Origin of the sequence: Vreelandella titanicae BH1, from assembly GCF_000336575.1 — a bacterium.
GTDB lineage: Bacteria > Pseudomonadota > Gammaproteobacteria > Pseudomonadales > Halomonadaceae > Vreelandella > Vreelandella titanicae.
The window spans coordinates 30,922-52,654 of the sequence record NZ_AOPO01000024.1 but is presented as its reverse complement, the minus strand read 5'-3'; the positions used below and the strand labels follow the sequence as shown (position 1 = coordinate 52,654).

Annotated in this window: 19 protein-coding genes; all 19 read right to left on the bottom strand. The window is 56.0% G+C overall.

Annotated elements, in window-relative coordinates:
• Nucleotides 1–77 precede the first annotated feature (77 nt).
• The 19 genes from HALTITAN_RS23375 to HALTITAN_RS23285 all read right to left on the bottom strand — a co-directional run bounded on the left by HALTITAN_RS23375 (nucleotide 78) and on the right by HALTITAN_RS23285 (nucleotide 21,594).
• Nucleotides 78–941 (bottom strand): acyl-CoA thioesterase, encoded by an 864-nt coding sequence (locus HALTITAN_RS23375; RefSeq protein ID WP_201764714.1) that lies wholly within the window; start codon nucleotides 939–941, stop codon nucleotides 78–80.
• A gap of 145 nt (nucleotides 942–1,086) precedes the next feature.
• On the bottom strand, nucleotides 1,087–1,278 hold the full coding sequence (locus HALTITAN_RS25075; RefSeq protein WP_425598109.1) for a GMC oxidoreductase: 192 nt from the start codon (nucleotides 1,276–1,278) through the stop codon (nucleotides 1,087–1,089).
• A 1,134-nt stretch (nucleotides 1,279–2,412) separates the two neighbouring features.
• Entirely contained in the window at nucleotides 2,413–2,886 is a 474-nt protein-coding gene (locus HALTITAN_RS23365; RefSeq protein ID WP_009288572.1) for a nuclear transport factor 2 family protein, read from the bottom strand.
• Between the two features lie 230 nt (nucleotides 2,887–3,116).
• A complete protein-coding gene (locus HALTITAN_RS23360; protein ID WP_051052213.1) occupies nucleotides 3,117–3,452 on the bottom strand; it encodes a DUF4286 family protein in 336 nt (111 codons plus the stop codon).
• Nucleotides 3,453–3,539: 87 nt separating this feature from the next.
• On the bottom strand, nucleotides 3,540–4,943 hold the full coding sequence (locus tag HALTITAN_RS23355; protein ID WP_039860800.1) for an aldehyde dehydrogenase family protein: 1,404 nt from the start codon (nucleotides 4,941–4,943) through the stop codon (nucleotides 3,540–3,542).
• Between the two features lie 715 nt (nucleotides 4,944–5,658).
• Nucleotides 5,659–6,816, bottom strand: a complete 1,158-nt coding sequence (locus tag HALTITAN_RS23350; protein ID WP_009288571.1) for a CaiB/BaiF CoA transferase family protein — start codon at nucleotides 6,814–6,816, stop codon at nucleotides 5,659–5,661.
• Nucleotides 6,813–8,324 (bottom strand): MDR family MFS transporter, encoded by a 1,512-nt coding sequence (locus tag HALTITAN_RS23345; RefSeq protein ID WP_009288570.1) that lies wholly within the window; start codon nucleotides 8,322–8,324, stop codon nucleotides 6,813–6,815. Before HALTITAN_RS23345 ends, HALTITAN_RS23350 begins: the two co-directional genes overlap by 4 nt.
• 99 nt (nucleotides 8,325–8,423) lie before the next feature.
• Complete coding sequence (locus HALTITAN_RS23340) at nucleotides 8,424–9,386, bottom strand: electron transfer flavoprotein subunit alpha/FixB family protein (RefSeq protein ID WP_009288569.1); 963 nt, start codon at nucleotides 9,384–9,386, stop codon at nucleotides 8,424–8,426.
• A 14-nt stretch (nucleotides 9,387–9,400) separates the two neighbouring features.
• On the bottom strand, nucleotides 9,401–10,162 hold the full coding sequence (locus HALTITAN_RS23335; RefSeq protein WP_009288568.1) for an electron transfer flavoprotein subunit beta/FixA family protein: 762 nt from the start codon (nucleotides 10,160–10,162) through the stop codon (nucleotides 9,401–9,403).
• A gap of 54 nt (nucleotides 10,163–10,216) precedes the next feature.
• Nucleotides 10,217–10,537 (bottom strand): 2Fe-2S iron-sulfur cluster-binding protein, encoded by a 321-nt coding sequence (locus HALTITAN_RS23330; RefSeq protein ID WP_039860798.1) that lies wholly within the window; start codon nucleotides 10,535–10,537, stop codon nucleotides 10,217–10,219.
• 44 nt (nucleotides 10,538–10,581) lie between these two features.
• Complete coding sequence (locus tag HALTITAN_RS23325; protein WP_039860797.1) at nucleotides 10,582–11,802, bottom strand: NAD(P)/FAD-dependent oxidoreductase; 1,221 nt, start codon at nucleotides 11,800–11,802, stop codon at nucleotides 10,582–10,584.
• A 46-nt stretch (nucleotides 11,803–11,848) separates the two neighbouring features.
• Nucleotides 11,849–12,904 (bottom strand): TRAP transporter substrate-binding protein, encoded by a 1,056-nt coding sequence (locus HALTITAN_RS23320; RefSeq protein ID WP_009288566.1) that lies wholly within the window; start codon nucleotides 12,902–12,904, stop codon nucleotides 11,849–11,851.
• A 575-nt stretch (nucleotides 12,905–13,479) separates the two neighbouring features.
• Entirely contained in the window at nucleotides 13,480–14,271 is a 792-nt protein-coding gene (locus HALTITAN_RS23315; protein ID WP_201764713.1) for a glucose 1-dehydrogenase, read from the bottom strand.
• A gap of 122 nt (nucleotides 14,272–14,393) precedes the next feature.
• Entirely contained in the window at nucleotides 14,394–15,671 is a 1,278-nt protein-coding gene (locus HALTITAN_RS23310) for a cytochrome P450 (RefSeq protein ID WP_009288565.1), read from the bottom strand.
• Nucleotides 15,672–15,970: 299 nt separating this feature from the next.
• Nucleotides 15,971–17,020 carry a TRAP transporter substrate-binding protein gene (locus HALTITAN_RS23305; RefSeq protein WP_039860795.1) on the bottom strand — a complete coding sequence of 350 codons (1,050 nt, stop codon included), beginning with the start codon at nucleotides 17,018–17,020 and terminating at the stop codon, nucleotides 15,971–15,973.
• Nucleotides 17,021–17,121: 101 nt separating this feature from the next.
• A complete protein-coding gene (locus tag HALTITAN_RS23300; RefSeq protein WP_201764712.1) occupies nucleotides 17,122–17,985 on the bottom strand; it encodes an alpha/beta fold hydrolase in 864 nt (287 codons plus the stop codon).
• 83 nt (nucleotides 17,986–18,068) lie between these two features.
• Nucleotides 18,069–18,836 (bottom strand): SDR family NAD(P)-dependent oxidoreductase, encoded by a 768-nt coding sequence (locus HALTITAN_RS23295; protein WP_201764711.1) that lies wholly within the window; start codon nucleotides 18,834–18,836, stop codon nucleotides 18,069–18,071.
• 127 nt (nucleotides 18,837–18,963) lie between these two features.
• The gene (locus tag HALTITAN_RS23290; protein WP_236614992.1) at nucleotides 18,964–20,007 is read right to left on the bottom strand and encodes a TRAP transporter substrate-binding protein; all 1,044 of its coding nucleotides are present in this window, start codon (nucleotides 20,005–20,007) and stop codon (nucleotides 18,964–18,966) included.
• A gap of 828 nt (nucleotides 20,008–20,835) precedes the next feature.
• Nucleotides 20,836–21,594, bottom strand: a complete 759-nt coding sequence (locus HALTITAN_RS23285) for a dienelactone hydrolase family protein (protein ID WP_236614994.1) — start codon at nucleotides 21,592–21,594, stop codon at nucleotides 20,836–20,838.
• Nucleotides 21,595–21,733 lie beyond the last annotated feature (139 nt).

The following is a 21,733-nucleotide window of genomic DNA, read 5'->3' as shown; positions in this document are numbered from 1 at the left end:
CTGTCCCATCGCCATTCTCCATCAAGTAGCTTTTTCTAAACGCTCATTCAAGTTGCGGGAAAAACTCACCTATTCTCTCATTCGAATTTGGCATTGACGCGCAGCAACCCTTCCTGCATGGTCGTCGACACGAGCTGTCCGTCCTGATAGATCTCACCGCGCCCCAGCCCGCGGTTCCCAACCGAGCACGCTCCCTCGATGTCGTAGTAGAACCATCGGTCTGCACGAACCGGCGCATGAAACCACATCACATGATCGAGGCTCGCCGCCTGTGCGGCCGGATGCAGCCCGCCGATGCCCCGGGGCCGCATGGCGGTAGCCATCAGGTCAAGATCCGATACATAAGCAAGCAATGCTTGATGCACTAGAGGGTCGTCACCCAATGGCTGCCGGATCCGGCACCAGAATCCCGCCTTGGGAGCACGCCGTCCGGGCATCACTGGATGCCGCCAATCGGCGCTGCGACGCTCGATTAGGGCATGGAAGAACGCAGGGTTCACGGCGCCATTACTGCGATCGAGCGAACCGACCCGAGCCAGGAACTGCTCCTCCGACTCCAAGGCTTCCGGCTCGGCCACCCGTGGCATCGACGCACGCCATTCATCACTACCTTCCTGCGCTTGAAAGGAAGCTGACGCAGTAAAGATCGGCTTGTCGTTCTGCAGCACTGACAAAGCGAGTGTGGAGAAACCTCGCCCCTCACGAATAGGCTCAATCCGAAAGAGCATATCCCGGGTGATATCTCCCGGTCTTAGGAAGTAGCCTTGCAACGAGTGCAACCAGCGTTGGCCAATGGCAGATCGCCCCATAGCCATCACCGACTGGGCTAACAACTGACCACCATAAACTCTCGGCGTGCCTCCGGCCGGCGAGGCACCACGAAATAGGTAGGTATCGAGCCGCTCCAGTCTGAGCAACTCAACCAGATCGTCCACAGTCATTCGCACGGTCATTTCCTTTTCTCATCGACTACTCATATCAGGAAAGCCGACACTTCACACTGGCATTTTCCGATAGCCTCCAAACCACCATCCGCCCATCTCATCGACAGATCCAATACTTTCATCGGATGCTTTCATATGCTTTTTATATGAACAGAAAGTTCCCAAAGAATGGCCTTCGCAACCACCGCGTCCGAAAAACTCCCTGTGAGACACAGAGGGTATTGCCCTTGAGGGTAATTACCATGGTTGCCGTCGCGGTATTTCTGGAAGTCTGGTTCGGCATGATCGAGGCATCAATCACCCTCAACCCTGTCAGCCCATGGATGGGATCCACCACTGCGTCGATCAGTGGCAGGGCACATTCGCGCCGCACCTATAGATAGAGGTAGAAAACCGTGGAACCCTTCGTGGCAGCGTATGTAAGCCAATCCACAACGCTAGTAACGTCCGCACCGAGCGCCAACTCTTGCTCGTAAAAAGACCGAAGCGTCTTGCTTGCCAGGATCTTAAGGACCGTACGACAACACTCGCTGGCCCTCTTCATCAGCCAAGTAATTAGCGGAGGAACCTTCATATCCATTGACTGAGCACGGACATAGCCGCAACTGCGTAGGCGATGCTGCTAGACCGCGCAGGCCACCAGCGCAACGACCCTGATCGCCCTGATCTCTGGTCAAATGGCTAGCTTGTGTAAAGATGCATTGAAGACCGGCATCGCCCGCCTCCCCCCACTTCATAAAGTAATGTACCAACGCCAACTGCAACCCCAGAAAGCTCGATTTTCTAAACGACCAGCGCTGCGCCTCCCATAGCAGGCGCAGCCGCTTGACTGATGGAGGTGAAGCCGCTGCCACGCGCAACGATCTGCGCCATATCATGGCCTAGGAAATATGCGCCCACGCGCGGCAGATCATGGATCGTGGGCACCTTAAGCGAGCCAGCAACGAGTCTTCACCAATTCCCGAGCCCCTGCAGTAGCCTCGGCGTACCGATCGCCCCACAAATAAGAATGACCTCGCGTCGACAGCGAGTCTCCCCACGGCCCTGCAGTGTCACCCCAACTATTCGTTTTTCCTTAAAACAACATTCAGGTAATTACGGCATCCGTGACAACTATCAAATTTCTGCGGTGCTTGATCGGATTCAGAAACGCAGTAGCCGAACTGAGCCTTCGGATCTCAAAATATTGGATTGGAAAAAATTCATCTCAGCCTGAGTGTACCCATTAGTATCGAGTTTCGCGGTAATTACGGCCGTGGCTCAGCCAGTTTTCAGGTTCATGATCGACATGAATAATTCGCTTTCAAACGTCAGCAGTACCGTTCTCATCGGCAATAGAAACCGTTGCCGTGGTAATTATCCCAGTCAGAATCGCGCGTAATAAATGCTTTTTTATCAGCGCGCAAGCAGTTTGTGCGGGACGTTCTTTAGTTTGTAAATGTAAAAACATAGCAACTCACGCTCTTTGTTATGAATACTGTGCGTTGAGCAATGCCGTGTCGTAGTACTCTTCAAAGGACTCTACCTTACCGTCTCTAAAGCGGAATATTTGTACATAGCGGCCATTGTAGCGGAGGTGTTTGTTTCCCCAGGTGTCGCCGGTTTGCACATCGATTGCGCTTTGGGCCTTGGTGACAATCGTGTTGGGGTCTTCCCCAACAATAAAATCGTCAACGACCCAATCAAAGGTGCCTGTCATTTCATCAAAGATAGGGTCCCAGAATGCCTTGACGGCGGTCCAGCCGGAATGAACGCCGATTTTACACACCGCGACATCGTCACTAACAAATGGTGTTAAGACACTGGGCTGGTCGTCAACCCAAAGTGAATAAAATCGGTCTTTGTCTTTCAAGTAGAGAGAGAAAAAATCCCTGATAGTATCAATATTTTTCAGCGCAATCGGGTTTCTGGTTTCGACACTTGGTGAGGTATCGCTAGTCATGGTATTTCCTTAGGTTCTGAGTTTCGAAGTTATTTATACTTGATGTTTTTATTGGATTTATTCCCAGGGAGCCGGTTTCAGAAGCTTAGTGTCTCCTTCCGTGCCTTGACTGACGGTCGCTTTACCTCCGCTGGGTCTGCAAGGACATGGGTGGCATGGAAGATGGCCTCAACGGTGAGTGAGGCTTGGTATTGTAGCCGCATAGGCCTAGCCAACGCTTCGTCAGCCAATTACGGCGCACCGCCCCCTACGGAAACGGGCTCGTAGACAACTGCGAAAAGGTGTGGATCGAGAGCCTCGCTCATCGGCATAGTCTCTCCGCCGACGCGCCGCAATACCTCATCCATCACCTCTTTCGGGTCCTCTGTCTGTAGCTCATAGATCACGAGGTATCGCCACAGCGGATTCGCCTGCATCGGGTCATGCGCCATTCGGAAGCGCTGCGCGCCAATCACGCCCGGGACTTTCAGCAAGTCCGGGATGTGCTGCTCCTCGTACCAACGGTTGTATTCTTCCTCCGAACCTTCGCTCGGATTCGTCAGAACGATAAACGTGTATGTCTGCATACCTTCTCCTACGTAGTTATTGATAGTTCGATCTGGCCCTTCTTACTTCCCTACCTTTGATTCAGAAAAATTGGCTCAAAGGCTGGGCTATATCTTAGTCACATTCACCACTTTCACCTGCGTAAGTTCCGCCAGCCCCTCCTCAGCGAACTCAACGCCGAAGCCCGACAACTTGGCGCCGGCGAACGGTGTGGTCGGCGTGACGACGCCGTGCTGGTTGACCCAGACCGTGCCGGAGTCGAGCCGGCAGGCAACCTCATGGGCACGAGAGACATTCGGTGACCAGACGGAGTTGCCTAGCCCGTAGCTGGTGGCATTGGCACGGTACACTGCATCGTTCAGATCGGCGTACTTAATCACTGGCAACACCGGGCCGAACTGCTCCTCGTCGACCAGCCGGCTGCCCTCGGCAATGTCGCGGACAATGGTGGGATTGATGAAGTAGCCCGGCCGCTGTGGGCAGTCCCCACCGGCGATTATCTCGCCATCCCAACGGGACTCTTCGATCAGAGCCTTAAGCTTCTCGTACTGCTCGCGGTTCTGAATCGGACCGAGCTCGACACCCTCCTCCAATCCCGGCCCGACCACCGCCTTGTTCGCGATACCGGCAAGCTCTTCGCAGACAGCATCGTACAGCTTCTCTGGAACGTACAAGCGCTTCATCGCGACGCAGACCTGACCGTTGTTGGCGAACGCCGCTTTGAACAGCAGCGGTGCCACCTGCTTCGGGTCGCAATCATCGAGCACGATGCCAGCGTCGTTGCCGCCCAGCTCTAGGGTCAGCCGCTTTAGGTCGGCCGCGACAGAGCTCATCACCTTCAGGCCGGTCTGGGTCGATCCGGTAAAAGCGATCTTGCGGACCTTCGGATGGCTGGTCAGTAGCGGCCCGAGATCGTTGCAGTCGGTGATGATATTGAGCGTGCCGGCCGGAATTATATCTTTGAGCAGCTCGCCGAGCCTGAGCGTAGTGAGTGGCGTGCTTGGCGCTGGCTTCAACACCATAGTGTTACCCGCTAGCAGGGCCGGTGCGATCTTGCCGGAGGCCATGAAAACCGGGAAGTTCCATGGCAGGATAGCGCCGACGACACCAAGCGGTCGGCGGTGCAACTCGACCCGGCCAGACTCAGTTTCCTCGATCACGCGAATTGGTATGTCGACGCTGGAGTAGTGGCGAAACAGATAAGCGGCACCGCCCACCTCAGTGGTAGCTTCGGCGAGAGGCTTGCCCTGCTCCTTCGTCAACAGGCGTGCCAGTTCCTCAGTATTAGCCTCAATGACGTCCGCAACACGAGCTAAAACCGCCTGTCGCTGCGCCAGCGGAGTCGAACTCCATTCGTCGAAGGCAGCAGCGGCGGCATCTACCGCCAAGTTGACCTGTTCGGCCGAGGCGCGAGCACACTGCGCGAAGACTTCTCTAGTCGACGGGTCAATTACGTCCATCAACTTCGCGCCCTTTTCCAGGCGTCCTTTGATAAGCATGTCGAACGGCATGTTTCCTCCTACGGCTCCACTAGAACTGAACGAGCCTAATCTTCCGATGAGTGCGAAAGCAATCCATAACGGATTGCGCTTCAAGCTAGCGCTGCTTGCACTACGCAGCAGAAGCCGAATTGAGAAGTCGACGTATCTATCGGCTGCGCGAAGCGCGCCGCCGATAGATAGCGTTGGCAGTAGTTCGGCGTGCATAGATACGAGCTGCCCTTCTGCATTCGACGGTCAATCAGCAGCTCGGCCATACATGGGTCGGAGCTGTTTCCTACCCTCCACGCGGATTGACCGGAGCGCAGCAGGTAAGAGTTAAGAATATTATTAGAACTTTTGCCCACTTTCGAAAACTTCTAGGCCAAGCAACTAGAAACCCAACAAGATTGAGGTACATCTCAATGGAGGATTGAAAGATCAACATTAGAAACTAAAATCAATCATCACAAATATGTTTACAAGATGAAGCAAGATGAAAAACCTATAAAAGGAAAGACATCCCAGATACCAATGCTGGTGTTTCTGACTCTACCAAGCGATGGTTCTCAAGGTATCTATCGCATTTGAGTGGATTTACGTGGCCGATTTTTCCTCTCCCCACGATGATCTGAAGCTTCTGTTCTAGGTTGACTGTTCTGGTCAAGTCGTAGCGAGCAATTTGCGCCGTGACATTCTCTGAACCGCCCTACATCAGTCGAAAAAACATCACAACAAGATTGGTCAGTTACTGCAGTATTCCAGCTTCCAGTAGGGCCAAAATACGTGTTTCTTCGATTCCCCACTCGTTCAACGTGGTACGGGTGGTTGCGAAGCGCACGGGAGCTGGCTGCGCTGTAGCTGGCGTGCGACTGAGGCGAGGGGCTGGTGCCGGCTGGACGATGCCGCCCAGCTTGATAAAGGTGTCCCGTGCTTGTAGGTGGGGGTGGCTAGGCGCGGTCTCGAAGTTCAGCACCGGCGCGAAACAGGCGTCCGTTCCTTCTAGAAGCCGGCACCATTCCTCGCAGGTTCGGGACAGAAAGAGTACCCGCAGCTCCTCACGTTGCCGGGGCCAAGCGTCGGGCTTCTCGCGGTCGTGAGCCACGTCAATACCCAACTGGTCGCACAGTACCGTGTAGAACTGCGGCTCTAGTGCCCCGATGGAGATATAGCGGCCGTCCTTGCATTTATACGTGTCGTAGTATGGAGCCCCACCGTCGACCGGATTACTCTCGCGCTCGACGTTCCACAGCCCGCGGCCATGAAAACCCCAGAAGGCGGACATCAGTAGCGCTGCACCATCCACCATCGCCGCATCGACGACTTGGCCCCGCCCAGAACTATGCCGTTCGAACAGGGCGGCCAAGATGCCAAAAGCGAGTACCAACCCGCCGCCCCCCATATCGCCAGTAAGAGCGAGCGGCGGAGCAGGCGGACTGTCCTTGCGTCCGATCGCACCAAGCACGCCCGCCAGGGCGGTGTAGTTAATGTCGTGACCAGCGGTATGTGCCAGCGGACCAGTACGGCCCCAGCCGGTCAAGCGACCATAGATGAGACGAGGGTTGCGGTCGTGAACGGCATCCGGTCCAAAGCCAAGCCTCTCCGCCACCCCAGGACGGAACGCCTCAATCAACACGTCGGCCTCCCTTACTAAGTCCAGCAACAGACTGAGCCCGTCCGGGCTCTTCAGGTTCAAGCCAATAATGGAGCGCCGCCCTCGCCCAAGCACTGGACCAGGGTCGGTCCCCCCGAACTCGGCAGAATTACGTTGTGGACGTTCTATGCGCACAACCTCCGCGCCCATGTCAGCAAGCAACATGGCCGCAAATGGACTACCACCGATCCCTTCAACCTCAATAACCTTGATCCCGTGCAAGGGGCCCGAGGCCGTGGTGTAGCTAGTCATTTCTTTCGCCTCCTAGTATCACGTCGCAGCTGCTGGCCAGATACGGCCTGTTGTCTCTTGTTTCCCTTCGCTGTCTGGCCGATCAGCCAAGCCGGCACCAGACCCAGTGCCAAAACTAGGCTGAGTATCAGGAAGGTGTCGTGAAAGCCCAGAGCCTGGGCCTGCTGGTGAATGCCCCACCCCACATCTGCCTGGGTCACTCTCAGGGCGTCGGTATGAAAGGCGATCCGGTGCGCCAGCAACACCGCTAGCAGATTGACCCCGAATGTCGCTCCTAACTGTCGGGCAAAGCTAAGGGCACCGGATCCATGGGCCAGCAACTCATCGGGCAAGGAGCGCAATGCGCCGATAGTGAGGGGGGGATTCAGGATCCCCAGCCCCAGGCGACCCAGCGCCACCCAGGCAGCCATCCACCAGAAGCTGGTCTCCGCATCCGCCAGCGTCAACAGATAGGCCGACACCGCCAGACATACCAATGCAATCACGGCAGGGAAACGAGGAGGCACGTGGTCGCCAAGGTAGCCGCCGAAGGGAAACGTCAGGGCCATAAGTAATCCGGCAGGGACCAGCACTGCCCCTGCGCCGGTCGCCGAGACGCCCTGCACGTGCTGCATAAACAACGGAATCAGGTAGGTCGTGCCGTAGAGCGACGCCCCGTGGGCAAACATCAGCACAGCGCCCAGCACCATGTCCCGCGACAAAAATACCTGCAGGTTCAGCATCGGACGACGACTACGTAGCTCCCAGGCGACAAATGCCAGCGAACTCGTCGTGGCTAACGTCAACAGCCCTAGAATCAGCGGTGACGACCACCCCAGCCTATCGCCATTGGCAAACGACCACAGTAAGCTCACCAAGGCGGTGACCAGCAGCAGCAGCCCGTTCCAGTCAAATGCTCGACTAGGGCGTTTCGCCAACCGAGCAGGAAGAAAGAGTAGCCCCAGCAAGACGCCAAGACCACAGAAGGGAAGCGTAAGGAAGAACACTCCACGCCATGACCAAGCATCCACCAGCACTCCACCCACGGTCGGCCCTATAGCTGGACCGAGTAATACACCCATTCCGTAGATGCCCATCCCCAGGCCACGCTGACGGGGAGGAAACACCTGGAAGATTACGATGATCGCCAGTGGCTGAACGACACCAGCAGCCGCGCCCTGTATCACCCGTGCCACCGTCATGGCCTCGGCGCTGGGTGCGAAGCCACCCAGCAGGCTAGCGACAATGAACACAAAGAAGCCGACGACGAAGGTCAAGCGTTGGCCGAATGCATCCACAAGCCACGCCAGTGAGAGCATGGACGAAGTCATCGAGGCCAGAAAACCGGTCACCAACCACTGGACCTGCTGCTGGCTCATGCCAAACTGATCCATGATGGAGGGCACAGCCACGGTAATGGTCGTTGCCGACACCACCATCGATAGCGTTCCGATCATAACCGTCGCCGCTGCCCACCATTTATAACCAGGGCCAAAGCGCCTGAACAGCTCCTCCGTCGTCGGACTCAATCTCTCTCCCCTATCGACTGACGGTGGGCGTTGCTACATCCCATCATAGATCGGACCATGTCGACCTCCCTCCACGACTTGCTGTACCACGGGCTCCCACTAGTTAGCGTCCAGATTCTGTTTTTGTAGCTTCTGCTCAAGCTCGGGCAACACCTGGAACAGGTCACCCACCAGGCCATAATCCGCGACCTGGAAGATCGGGGCCTCATCGTCCTTGTTAATCGCGACGATTACCTTGGAGTCTTTCATGCCGGCCAGGTGCTGGATGGCTCCGCTGATGCCTACGGCGATATAGAGGTCCGGGGCTACGATCTTGCCTGTCTGGCCGACCTGCATGTCATTGGGCACGAAGCCGGCGTCCACCGCGGCTCTTGATGCGCCGATGGCCGCGCCAAGCTTGTCGGCGATGCCTTCGAGCAGCTTGAAATTCTCGCTGCTACCCATGCCGCGGCCGCCAGAGATCACCACCTTGGCGGCACCCAATTCGGGGCGGTCAGACTGCGCTAGCTCTTCCTTAACGAAGGTAGACTGTGCGTTGTCGGCGATGAAATTCACCGCCTCGATGGCAGCATTACCAACCTCGCCCCCCCTATCAGGGCAGGCATCGAAACCGGTGGAACGTACGGTGATAACCTTCAAGGTATCGGCGCTCTGTACAGTGGCGATAGCGTTGCCAGCGTAGATGGGGCGCTTGAAGACGTCAGCAGATTCCACGGCAATGATTTCAGAAATCTGTGAGACGTCCTTCAGTGCGGCCACGCGAGGCAGCACGTTCTTGCCAGTAGTGGAGGCCACCGCCAGCACGTGGCTGTAGTCACCTGCCAACTCAGCGATTAGCGCGCTCAGCGGCTCGGCAAGCTGATGGGCATAGGTGACGTGGTCGGCCACCCTTACCTTGTTGACACCGTCGAACTTGGCGGCCGCCTCGGCTACCGCAGCAACGTGCTCACCGACGACCAGAATATCGATATCGCCACCGATCTCTTTTGCCGCCGCGACCACATGAGCAGTCGCGCCGACCAGGACGCCGTCGTGATGCTCGGCCAAGACCAGGATGCTCATTTAATCAGCTCCTTTCAAAGCACTTTGGCTTCGTTTTTGAGTTTGTCAACCAGCTCGTCCACCGAGCCCACCTTGACGCCGCCCTGGCGTTCGGCCGGCGGCTCAACCTTGAGCAGTGTGATATTCGAGACCACCTCGACACCGAACTCCGCGGGGCTCTTGACTTCCAGCAGCTTCTTCTTGGCCTTCATGATATCAGGCAGCTTGGCGTAGCGTGGCTCATTGAGGCGCAGGTCGGTGGTGACGATGGCTGGCAGTTGCAAAGATACGGTCTGCAGGCCGCCGTCGATCTCTCGAGTGACCTGGAGCGTATCTCCTTCGACCTTAACCTCGGAGGCAAAGGTGCCCTGCCCCCAGCCAGTCAGCGCAGCAAGCATTTGGCCGGTCTGATTGTTATCGGTGTCGATGGCTTGCTTGCCGAAGATCACCAGACCCGGCTGCTCTTCGTCGACGACGCCCTTGAGCAGCTTGGCCACGGTCAACGATTCAACCTTGTTATCGGTCTCAACTGACGTATCAATATGAATCGCCCGATCGGCACCCAGCGCCAGCGCGGTGCGCAGCTGTTCCTGGGCGGCCTTGGGCCCGACGGTCACGACGACTACCTCGGTGGCCACGCCTGTTTCCTTGAGACGTACCGCCTCTTCCACGGCGATCTCGCAGAAGGGGTTCATGGCCATCTTGACGTTGGTGAGGTCGACGTCAGAGTGATCCGATCTAACGCGGATCTTGACGTTATAATCGATGACGCGTTTGACCGCGACGAGTACTTTCATTTCACCTCCTTAATCTTCAATCTCGGTACGCTGTACACACGATTGACTATCACCTCAGTACTGTTCAGCCGGAACATGCACGACTAAGCCGTCCAGCTCATCGGTAACTTCGACCTGACAACTCAGGCGGCTGTTGGGTTGCACATTGGGAGCGACACCAAGCATTTCTTGCTCAATCTCACAGGCAGGCCCGACTTTTTCCATCCAGGCCTCATCCACATAGACCTGGCAGGTGGCACAGCTACAGGCACCACCACACTCGGCGACAATCCCCTCGACCATGCCATCCATGGCCCCGTGCATAACGGAACTACCTTCATAGGCCTCGACCGCTACCTTCTGGCCATCATGAAGAATGAAATTAATTGTAGGCATAGCTGTTTACTCCTATTGTTTATATTGAATAACGTACGACACGTCTACGCGCTTACCAGCTCCTTGAATGACTTTGTATCGTCAACCAACTTTGCGACATCGATCTGGATTTGCTGAGTGATCAACCGCTTGCTGAGCATGAATTCCTGTGGCCGGTTGACGCAGTCTACGGCGAGCAAACGGCCCTCCTGGAGATAGAAGGCTGCGAAGCTACGTGAGCCTTGACGATCACCGCGAATGACTACCTGGTCGTAGCCCCGGTTAAGCCCGGCAATCTGTAGCTTCAGGTCATACTGATCGGACCAGAACCAGGGCAATGCGGTATAAGGTTTTTGCTTGCCGCAAAGCGTGGCGGCAGCACTCTTTGCCTGCTCCATGGCATTGGGCACCGACTCCAGGCGCACGTAGCCATACAGCTCGGAAGGATGCATAGTGCAATCGCCAACAGCGACGATATCGGGATCCGCGGTCTTGGTGTACGAATCAACCAGGATACCGTCGTCGGTGGCCAGGTCAGCGGCCTCAGCCAGTTCAGTGTTGGGCAGGACACCGACACCGATGACCACTAGATCGGCTGGATAATGACTACCGTCGGCACAGACGACGCGCATCACTCGCTTCGCCCCCTCGAAGCCACTGACAGCAATACCGGTCTGGATGTTGACACCTTCTTCCGCATGCACGCGCTCATAGAACTCGGATACTTCCGGTGCCGTCACCCGGGCCAGCACTCGAGAAGCCATTTCTAGAACGGTAACCTGCATGCCGAGCTTATTTAGCACGGCAGCAGTCTCAAGGCCAATATAGCCACCGCCGACGATGACAGCGTTCTTCTGCTCACCGACATGGGCCTTAATATGATTGACGTCGTCGATATTGCGCAGGTAATGGATGCCCTCCAGGTCGGCCCCCGGCAACGATACCTTCCGTACTCGAGCACCGGTACATAGTGCCAGCTTGTCGTAATACAGCACATCACCATTTTGAAGGGTGACTGTCTTGCTCTCACGGTCGATTGCCTCCACCCGTTCACCTAGACGTAGCTCGATGCCATGCTTGGCGTAAGCTTCCTGATGGCGGATGAGAAGATCATCGACTCCTTTCTCGCCCTGAAGATAGGTCTTCGACAGCGGTGGGCGCTGATAGGGGGCATAGGGTTCGTCACCGATCACAATGATCAGCCCCGCCCAGCCTTCCTGGCGCAGGCTGGGAGCCAGCTGCGCCGCTGCATGGCTAGCACCGATAATGATGCAGGTCTCGCTCATGGCAACATACCTCTCAACTGATTTCATTTAGTGGCGCGCAGAGGCACTACTGCGCCTCAGCCGTAGCCTTCAACTTGGCACGAAAATCGGATAGTACCGCCTCGGGGTCGCTCAAGCCGGCCGCTCTCGCCGATACGTACCAGCTTTGGTCAACCGTCTGCAGTCTTTCGACGAAGGCCTCTGACACTTTGGGTGACATCTGCTCAATCGTCACCCCGGCGTCCCTCAGCTTGGCGGTGGCGTCCTCCTCGGAATCCGTGAATGCTTGACCCGCGGCACGCGCAATACGCTCACCAGAGATGGCCATAATCGCTTGCCGATCCGCCTCCTCAATAGCTTTCCACTTATCTTCGTTGACTAGCAGCACCTGCACCGACTGACCGACGCCACCGGGCACCAGTGTCATGTACTGGAGATAGTTCTCAAGGCTGAAATCGACCACCGAATGGGGAGCAAAGAAGGTCCCGTCGATCACCCCCGCCGATACCAGGCCATGCATCTCGGTGATCGATTTCTGGATCGGGATGGCATCTACAGCCTTAGCTACTTGACTGGCCGTGGAGTTGGGCACGCGCAGCTTGAGCCCCTTGAGATCACCGATGTCGTTGATGATGCCAGTAGTGGTCGATAGATGAGCCGGTGTCGAGGTATACAGAGACAGCAGGTGGGTACCCTTAAAGGGTTCGAACTCGGCCAGGTGCTCCTGATAGATGAAATAAAAGGTGGGCGCAAGAATGGCATCGTTTTCGTGCAGTAGCGGCAGCTCTCCGATTTCGACCAACGGAAACCGACCTGCGGCGTAACCTAAGGGGATAATGCTGATATCCACCAAACCGTCGCGAACCGCATCAAACTGATCGCGCGGCGAGCCAACACCAGTGGCACGCGGTTCAACCCGCACACGACCTTCCGTCACCTCTGTCACCTCGTCCATCCAGGGATAGAGCACGGTGTCGTTGAGGACATAGCCCGGCGGAAGCCACGGCGAGTAGCTCAGTACGGTTTCTGCTGAAGCAGAGCTAGCGACGGAGGCCAGCCCGGCGCCTACGGCCAGGGCGGCTACCATTGCCTGAATGCGGCACATTCCATTGGTTAGAATCATTCATTTCTCCCAAGAGCGATTATGTCTTGTTGTAGTGTTTTGCCCAACGATTAGCAGTCGCACCATGGTCTTCGTCAGGCAAAGCGCGGCAGCTCATGGTTGAGTTACTAAGGCAAGATGAATCCGGTTGCCTTGTCCTCATGTGCCAAAAATTTCTATCGCACAATTTAGATTAATCAAACAGCCCCAAGCACAAAAGATCCAATACAATTTAGCACTTTAGTGAGAGGGTATTCCTATCGGCGTTACAGAGAATAAATCGTTGGAGAGGGAATAAGGGGCAACGGCCTTCAAGGGGATAAACATGAGCCGTTCGTATGACTATCGCATGGATACCATCCGTGGCAGGTGACTCCACAGCGACAGCACGTTGCTTTCGGCTATACCGAAAAAATTCATTACATCGAGCCCAGATAAGACTTCGCGGTGAGAGTGCAATACAGTAAACGCAAGGTGTTCATGGAGTTCAGACCGCCTCCAGACTATTACTTACGACGTCAGCGGGCCAGTCTAACAGCGCCAATCATCTCAACCGCGAGAGGCCCCTCTCGCTTACCATTTCGGGGGCAGATTGCCTATCGGGCTGTGCTACCGCCATCGACAGGCAACGCTACCCCGACCAAGAATGAAGCTGCGTCGGAGCATAACCAAACGACGGCCTCCGCAACTTCCTCCGGTTGGGCCATGCGCCCTAGAGGGTTAGCCATCTTTGCGAGGTTGGCCAATTCATCACCAAAGCGTGCACGCGTCAGTTCGGTTTCGATGAGGCCGGGACAGACTGCGTTCACCCGAACGCCCTGCGATGCAAATTCCACCGCCGCGGCCCGGGTCAAGCCGATTACGCCGTGCTTGGCGGCACCGTACACCGCATCTGAGGGCACGCCCACTAGGCCGGAGCGAGAGGAGTTGTTGACAATAGCACCCTGCCCCGCCTTCAGCATGTGATTTAGCTCCGCCTGCAAGCAATGCCAGACACCTTCGAGATTGACCGCCATCACTCGGTTCCAGTTATCTTGGCTGGACGTCAGCAGGCTTCGCGAGCCATCTGGAATGCCAGCATTGTTGAAGGCGCAATCCAGTCCGCCGAAGCGCTCCACCGTCGTGGCAACCATACGTTCTACAGATGCTGGATCCGTGACATCGACACACAAGAACAGCACCTGCCCACCACGCTCGGCGATGATAGCTGCGGTTTCTTCGCCGCCTTGTCGGTCCGCATCGGCGATGACCACAGCAGCACCCTCACGCGCGAACGTCAACGCAGTCGCCCGCCCGATACCGGAGCCCCCACCAGTCACCAGAGCGACTTTGCCCCTGAATGGCTTACTCATCAATCCAATCCCCGTTTTAAATGAAAAAAGCAACATGAATGAACCCATGAGGCATAGCACTATCATTTGTTTGACTCAATCACTATTCTTGCAACCTGAGGCATGAAGAGCGGGCGAATGCATTCAACTGGGATTGCTTCTTGCCAAGTGCGGGGCACCTACCAAGTTACCGGCAAGGTCTTGAGCCCATAGACGAAGGACTCGCTCTTGAATTCAAGCTCATCAAATGGAACGGCCAATTGCAGGTCGGGGAACCGTTTGAACAGCGTCTCGAAGACGATTTGTAGCTCAAGACGTGCAAGCGGCTGCCCCAGGCACTGATGAATGCCGTATGAGAAGGCGACATGGGCATGGTCCTTTTGATCACGGAAAATATCGAATTTTTCCGGCTCAGGAAAAACCGACGGATCATGATTAGCTGCATGCAGCAGTGGTAAAACACCTTCGCCCTTGCGGATCAATTGACCGCCGATCACAACATCCTCTGTGGCGACCCGATTCGCATTCATATGAGTAATAGAATGAAAGCGCAACATCTCTTCCACTGCACCTTTCACTAGTGATGCATCCTCCATCAGGGCCGCCTTCTGGTCCGGATGTTGAAATAGGCTAAGCACCCCCAAGCCAATTTGGTTGGCCGTGGTCTCGTGGCCAGCCATGTAAAGCAATACCCCCATCTGGACCGCGTCGTCATGCGATAGCTTGCCCGGGTTAATCCATTCAATCACCATACGGCTCAGCAGGTCAGAACCATCTCCGGGATCACGCTCCTTTTCTATCAGCAGGCCGGAAATGTATTTGCTCATGTTCCGCGCCGACTGCGTCAGCTCCTCGGGGCTAGTGCTGAGGTCCATGCGATTCCCTGCCCACTCTTGGAGCTTGTCATGATCCTCATAGGGCACGCCCAACATAATAGAGATCACCAGTGATGGTAACGGTAACGCTACGTCAGCGATGAAGTCCGCTGGCGCACCTTTGCGTTCCATATCATTGAGCAACCCATCCAAGGCCTGCTGCACAGACGGCCGCAGCTCCTGCATGCGCTTGATCATGAATTCCTTCGTCATCGTTCTTCGGTAATAGCCATGATCCGGAGGATCCATGGTAATGAAGGTCTGATAGGATTTGCTTTGTGCTTCCCGAGACGGCGTGATGAAAGGAAATCCAGGCGTCAAAGGGGATGCGCTGAAGTGAGGGCTCGTCAGCAGCTCCCGGAAGTCCTCCATTTTTGTCAAGATCCAAACCGAGTTGCCGTCCCAGAGCTTGACGCGCGAGATCGGCTCTTGCTCACGAATCTGCGCATATTGTGGCGGTGGCATCAACGGGGATTGCCTTTCGCGGGACCAGGGGAAGGTATCACCTTGAAACGGGCAACACCCCGATGGACTCGCAATCGCTGTTTCTTCATTCGATATGTCAAACTTATTGTTATTCATGTTTATACCTCGACTTCTTGGTTATATGTAGCCAATAGCATAGCCACTGAGTAGTGCAGGGTCGCCGGTCAACATGCCAGCACCCTGCGATGCCCTCAACCAGTTAGCAGTCATGTCGATGCAAAGTTGCCAGTATTCTCGCCAGTTAACTAAGCTACTCATTTTTATTTTCATAACTTTCCTTCCTTAATGACGCCGTTCACGCCGTGTGTCAGGAGCAACTCGCCCGGCACGAACTAGTTCCACGGGACAAACGGCCTACTAGCTACGATGGGCCGAGGATATCCGACCCCTGAGACTTACTTGGTGCGCGCTTCCGAAACCTTCAATTGGGCGCGGAATTCGGTCAGCACTCGCTTCGGGTCGGCCAGCCCGGCATCCATGGCCTTGGCGAACCAGTCCTCATCAACTCCCTTGATGCTCTCGGTGACCATGTCGGTCAGGGCCGGGCTCATGGTTTCGATTGAGGCGCCTGCATCGCGCAGACCGGTAATGGCCTCTTCGTTGGCTTGGGTAAATGCCTCAGCGACATCCAGCGCTAAGCGTTCGCCGGAGGCTCGCATTATCGCCGCACGGTCCTCTTCACTGATCTCTTGCCATTTTCTCTCATTGACAGTAAACGCCATGACCGACTGCCCTAACCCGCCAGGCACCATGGTCAGGTAGTTGAGATATTTCTCTACGTTGAAGTTGGCGACGGTCTGTGGCTCACTAAGGGAGCCATCTATCACACCTGAGCTGATCAGCTCATAGAATTCGCTAGCCGACTTCTGTACTGGAACAGCCCCCAGAGCATCTAATACGGTAGCCCCTGTCGGGTTCGCCGTTCTGAGCTTGAGTCCTTTGAAGTCATCAAGGCTCTCGATGGTGCGCTGGTCGGTGAAAACATGAGCCGGTAGGGTGGTATACACAGAAAGGAAATGAACTCCCGGAGGGGAAGCCACCTCCTCAAGCGTCTCTCGGTAAAGGCGGTCGAAGGCTGGGGCGGCAATGCGCATATCGCTCGACAGAAACGGCAACTCCCCCATACTCAATACTGGAAAGCGTCCCGGTGTGTAGCCAAGTGATACGATACTGACATCCACTAGGCCGTCCCGAACCATATCGAATTGTTCTCTGGCTGCGCCAACGGCGGCAGCACGCATCTCAATGCGAACTCGTCCCTCCGTTGCCTCTTCCACTCGTTCCATCCATGGATGCACGGCGTCGTTGATGGCATGCCCCGGTGGTAGCCAGGGTGAATAACTCAATACTGTTTGGGCCGCTTCGGCACCGCTCGCTGTTGCTATCCCGATATAAGTAGCAGCCAGTACGGCGCCCAGGCGGACTTTCGGGCTAATTCTGAACATGAAAAAATTCCTTTTGTTGTGTTGTAAGGGCTTGTGTGGGCAGGCTTGCAACGCGATGGCACTCAGTTAACGTCACGTTCCACAAGTATATGGAATCCACACTATCCGCTACCACTGGCACCAGCCCCTTGCCCGGAAGACCAGCTCTGGAGAAATTCAAGGATTGTGGAGTTGAATCGATCATTGCGATCCCCTGCCACCATGTGACCCGCTCCAGCGATATCGACGATTTCTGCGTGCGGGACCAACTCAGCAAATCTTTGAACCGCAGCAGCGTCGACCAATTCGCTATTAGTGCCGCGTATCAGCAATGCCGGCACGGTCAAGGACTGTGCCGCGGCCTCCATGCGCTGGGTCCGCCCATCACCTTGAGAGCGCTGACTGCTGGCAACGAAACGGGGATCCCAGTGCCAGTAATAGCGCCCGTCGGCTTTCTGCCGCAGGTTCTTGGCGAGCCCATCGAGGTTTTTCGGGCGTGGCCGATGGGGTAAATAGCGCGCCACGGCATCAGCAGCGTCCTGCAATGAGGCAAATCCAGTGTCAACGTTCTCCGCCATGAACCCCAGTACCTTATCGGCACCTTCTTGGCGGATTCGCGGTGCGATGTCGACGAGCACCAACCCCGCAAAGCCGCGCCGGTCCTGCAGCGCATACTCCCCCTGCGCAAGCAAGCCTGAACTACCGCCCAACGAGGCGCCGACAAGCACCGGAGGCCGATCGAAGGTGTCGGCCACCGCCAGCAGATCTTCCGCAAAACGATCGACCCGATAATCACCATCAGGTGACCAATCGCTCTTGCCGTGACCACGTAGATCGATGGCCACTGCGTGATACCCGGCCCGACCGAGCTTGGCCCCGCAGGAGCGCCAAGCATGGCGGGTCTGCCCTCCGCCGTGGGCCAGCAATACTGCATGCCCTCCGTCCGAGCCAAACCGATCTCCCTTCAGAACTATTCCTGACGGCAACGCAAAGGAAACACTATGGCGGTTCTGCATGTTCTAGTCTCCTTGTTCAAGTCGAGGCGTCATGCCCCGATGACACTTTCACGTCACTGCCGAAGGCCACGCCACGCAAGCGTTCCGCCATCGATGGGGAACACCGCACCGGTCAGGAAAGAGGCTTCATCGGAGGCGAGGAAACAGACAAAGTTGGCGACTTCCTCGGGCGTGCCGAGTCGCGGGATCAAGTGTGTTCCCGACATCCGGGCTTCAGCCTCACGACGATCCTCAAAGCTGGATAAGCTCGACTCAAACATCGGCGTTGCGATACCGCCTGGTGCGTAACCAATGCAGCGGATGCCAGCCTCGGCGAGATCGACCGCAATAGCCTTTGTCAGCAGCTTGACGCCCCCCTTGCTCGCGCTATAAGCCGGCCGACCCGGGTAGGCCACGCTGCTGGCCACCGAAGCACCATTGATGATCACAGGCCCCTTATTCGAACATCGTAGATGCGGTGCAGCGAACTTCGCAGCCAGCCACACTGCCTTTAGATTGATGTCCATGAGTGCATCCCAAGTATCTTCTGAAAGCGCCTCAATGGACTGCGGACTACCGGTCAGCGTGGTTTCGGTAACGCCCGCGTTGTTGACCAGCACATCAATACCGCCTGCTTGGCGCGCGGTTTCCTCTATCATCGTGCGGATATCCTCCGTACGGCGTAGATCAGTTTTTATGTACATCGCCTGGGCGCCCAACTCACGTACCGTTTGCGCGACATTCTCACCGTCCTGGATGTCGGCGAGGGTTACCCAGGACGCCCCCCGCCGCGCTGCCTCGATCGCTATAGCGCGCCCCATGCCCTGCGCTGCTCCTGTCACGATCACGATCTTGTCGGTCAGCTCTGTCATAACTCTCCCCCTTTTGCATCATTGGGCCGTCCGAGCCAGCGTAAGAGAAGATAGCCGTCTACATGCTTCACGCCAGATCGATAGCAAAGCACTCGCTTCATTCGGCTTCAGCGGTATCGGGAGTACCCAGTTCAGCACGGAAGTCAGCTAACACCTGCTTGGGGTTCTCCAAACCCGCCTCCTTGGCCTTATCAGCCCAGGCTTGATCGATTGGTTTGAACGTTTCGACCATCTGCTCGTACATATCAGCAGGCATCTCCTCGATGGTCACGCCCTGTTCCCGCAGTTTTGCGGCGGACTCGCTTTCTCCTCTTGCAACCGCCTTGCCCACTTCTGCGGCAAGGGCTTCTCCTGAGATTTCCATGATTGCCTGGCGATCCTGCTCGCTGATGCTGCTCCACTTGGCCTCGTTAACAAGCAGAGTCATGGTCGCTTGCCCCATGGCACCTGGCACCTCAGTGATATAATCGAATTCGCTGTAAAGATTCCATGTCAGCGTGGGTTCGTAGGGCATGATCGCTCCGTCGATGACGCCAGATGAGGCCATCGAATAGGTCTCGGCGATCGAAGCCACCACTGGCGCGGCTCCAAGCGACTCCATGCCACTGCTCACCGGCGCATTGGAGATGTACAGCTTCACTCCCTCCAGGTCACTTTGATCTTTAATGACACCATCTCGGGTAGTGATCTGGGCCGGTGCAACAGTAAATACAGACAGTACATGTGCGCCACGGAACGGATCTAAGGGCTCGAAATGTTCCGCATAGAACTGGTAGAAGGTCGGTGACAGTACCGCAGCATCCGAGGAAAGCAGCGGCAACTCCCCCATTTCCAACAATGGGAACCGGCCTTGAGTATATCCCGGCACCACCAAGCTTACATCGGCCAAGCCATCACGGATGACATCGAACTGCTCCTTCGGCGCGCCGACCCCCGCCGCACGTGGCACGATTTTCACCCGCCCCTCGGTAACCTCCTCGACCCGCTCCATCCATGGCATAACGGCCTCGTTCACAACATAGCCGGAAGGTAGCCAGGGGGAGTAGCTCAGAACAGTCTCGGCAGCAGCACTACTGCTCATACTCATGACGGTCAGGCCACCACCGATGGCCAGCAGTACCCTCGTCCGATGTGAAATCATTTGTGATTTAAACATGAGCCTCTCCTGATCTAATATCATTGTATGTTGTTTTAAACACCCGGCGCCGTTAAGTACCTAGATGGTTCGTTCACAACACCATGCTCCTTGATAAGGTTCCAATATTAATTTTGACTGTTTTTATACCTTTCCCATATTCCAGGGATTTTCTAGGTTAATCGCTCTCTCAGCTTTTAATTTCCCACAAGTTTTGATGCGCTTAGATTCGTAGTTTGGAACCCTTCGACGAGATCAGCTAACGGGAGAGCCTCGCCAGAGGACGATTGCTCCTGGAGGGACACCGCTTGAGCAATCCAAGCAGCCACTTAGACGAGTAACAGCGGTCTGTAGTAAAAGGCAATATCGCGTGGCGTGGTCTATTTGCTTGACGGCATCAATCGGTCGAGAAGGACTCTTTCAGGATCAGTACAAACGGTGGACAGGAACTAACGACGAAGCATGGTCAGCAAAAGTATTCGTAAGGAAACGATGCAGCAGAGCGTAATACAGTTGGCAAGTCTCTCAGCTGTGTTGGGTTGTATACTCAATATGGCTCCCATTTTCAGGAGCCCGAAGAACGCTTCTGTGTTCTGCGACGCGCATACCGGTTAAGCTTTTGCACAGCGTCAAAACGGCATGCATCGTCTGAGCACCACAAGTCATGAGGTAGCCTATGATTTCGCATTGGTGGCCCATGCAGCATAAAACCAGCTAACTATTTATGAATGTTTTTGTCTCGGCTATAACTTACCACCACGATTGCTAAAGCATGCTGCGAGATAGCAAAACACGTCAGAAAACCCCTACGGAGCTCTGAGTCGAAGCTAGGGGTTATGCGACGCCCCATCTTGCGAACCAAGCTAGCATCCTCGCCCAGCCATCCTCTGCTGCCTCCACCCGATAGCTAGGCCGGTAATCGGCGAAGAAGCCATGCGGCACCTCGGGATACACCTCGATGTCGGTTGTGGTGGGCGCATCCTGCAACGCCACACGCATACGGTCCACAGTCTCTAAGGGGATCCCGCTATCCTGGCCACCGTAGAGCCCCAACACGGGCGCCATGAGCTCCTTTGCCACATCACAGGGCTGTCGAGGTTGCAGCTCATTCCGCGCCCCCTCCAACCGGCCATACCAGGCCACCCCAGCCTTGAGTTGTGGATTATGAGCCGCGTAGAGCCATACGATACGGCCACCCCAGCAGAACCCTGTGATGCAAAGACGTTGCACATCCCCAGCTTCCCGAGTCCGACTCCACTCAACTGCCGCATCTAGGTCCGCCAAGACCTGCGCCGTCGGCACCTTCGCCACCACTTCTGTCAGAATTCGCTTGGGATCATCCATCCCCGAGACATCGCCCTGGCGTGCATAGAGCTCGGGCGCAATTGCCAAGTACCCGAGCTTGGCGAAACGCCGGCAGACGTCCTGGATATGCTCGTGGACACCAAAGATTTCCTGGACCACTAGCACCACCGGAAATGTCCCAGTACCTGCCGGCCTAGCGCGATAGACCGGTAAACTGCCGTCACTGACCGGGATCCTAACCTCTCCGACTATCAACCCCTCTGCGTCGGTAGTGATAGCCTGTGACATCACTGTCGACGTGGCCATCGAGTAGCCACTGGGAAGCCTGGCGCTGGCTAGCTTGTCAGCAGCAGCGCGTGAAACGCCTGAGTCGTTATCGTATCGATTCACCATGTGGGTCTATCTCCTAATGGAGACAGGGGAAGGC

Excerpts from the sequence above, each read along its gene's own strand:
- HALTITAN_RS23375 (WP_201764714.1), bottom strand. The coding sequence starts at position 941 with ATGACTGTGGACGATCTGGTTGAGTTGCTCAGACTGGAGCGGCTCGAT.
- HALTITAN_RS23365 (WP_009288572.1), bottom strand. The coding sequence starts at position 2,886 with ATGACTAGCGATACCTCACCAAGTGTCGAAACCAGAAACCCGATTGCG.
- HALTITAN_RS23360 (WP_051052213.1), bottom strand. The coding sequence starts at position 3,452 with ATGCAGACATACACGTTTATCGTTCTGACGAATCCGAGCGAAGGTTCG.
- HALTITAN_RS23355 (WP_039860800.1), bottom strand. The coding sequence starts at position 4,943 with ATGCCGTTCGACATGCTTATCAAAGGACGCCTGGAAAAGGGCGCGAAG.
- HALTITAN_RS23350 (WP_009288571.1), bottom strand. The coding sequence starts at position 6,816 with ATGACTAGCTACACCACGGCCTCGGGCCCCTTGCACGGGATCAAGGTT.
- HALTITAN_RS23340 (WP_009288569.1), bottom strand. The coding sequence starts at position 9,386 with ATGAGCATCCTGGTCTTGGCCGAGCATCACGACGGCGTCCTGGTCGGC.
- HALTITAN_RS23335 (WP_009288568.1), bottom strand. The coding sequence starts at position 10,162 with ATGAAAGTACTCGTCGCGGTCAAACGCGTCATCGATTATAACGTCAAG.
- HALTITAN_RS23330 (WP_039860798.1), bottom strand. The coding sequence starts at position 10,537 with ATGCCTACAATTAATTTCATTCTTCATGATGGCCAGAAGGTAGCGGTC.
- HALTITAN_RS23325 (WP_039860797.1), bottom strand. The coding sequence starts at position 11,802 with ATGAGCGAGACCTGCATCATTATCGGTGCTAGCCATGCAGCGGCGCAG.
- HALTITAN_RS23320 (WP_009288566.1), bottom strand. The coding sequence starts at position 12,904 with ATGATTCTAACCAATGGAATGTGCCGCATTCAGGCAATGGTAGCCGCC.
- HALTITAN_RS23315 (WP_201764713.1), bottom strand. The coding sequence starts at position 14,271 with ATGTTGCTTTTTTCATTTAAAACGGGGATTGGATTGATGAGTAAGCCA.
- HALTITAN_RS23310 (WP_009288565.1), bottom strand. The coding sequence starts at position 15,671 with ATGAATAACAATAAGTTTGACATATCGAATGAAGAAACAGCGATTGCG.
- HALTITAN_RS23305 (WP_039860795.1), bottom strand. The coding sequence starts at position 17,020 with ATGTTCAGAATTAGCCCGAAAGTCCGCCTGGGCGCCGTACTGGCTGCT.
- HALTITAN_RS23290 (WP_236614992.1), bottom strand. The coding sequence starts at position 20,007 with ATGATTTCACATCGGACGAGGGTACTGCTGGCCATCGGTGGTGGCCTG.
- HALTITAN_RS23285 (WP_236614994.1), bottom strand. The coding sequence starts at position 21,594 with ATGTCACAGGCTATCACTACCGACGCAGAGGGGTTGATAGTCGGAGAG.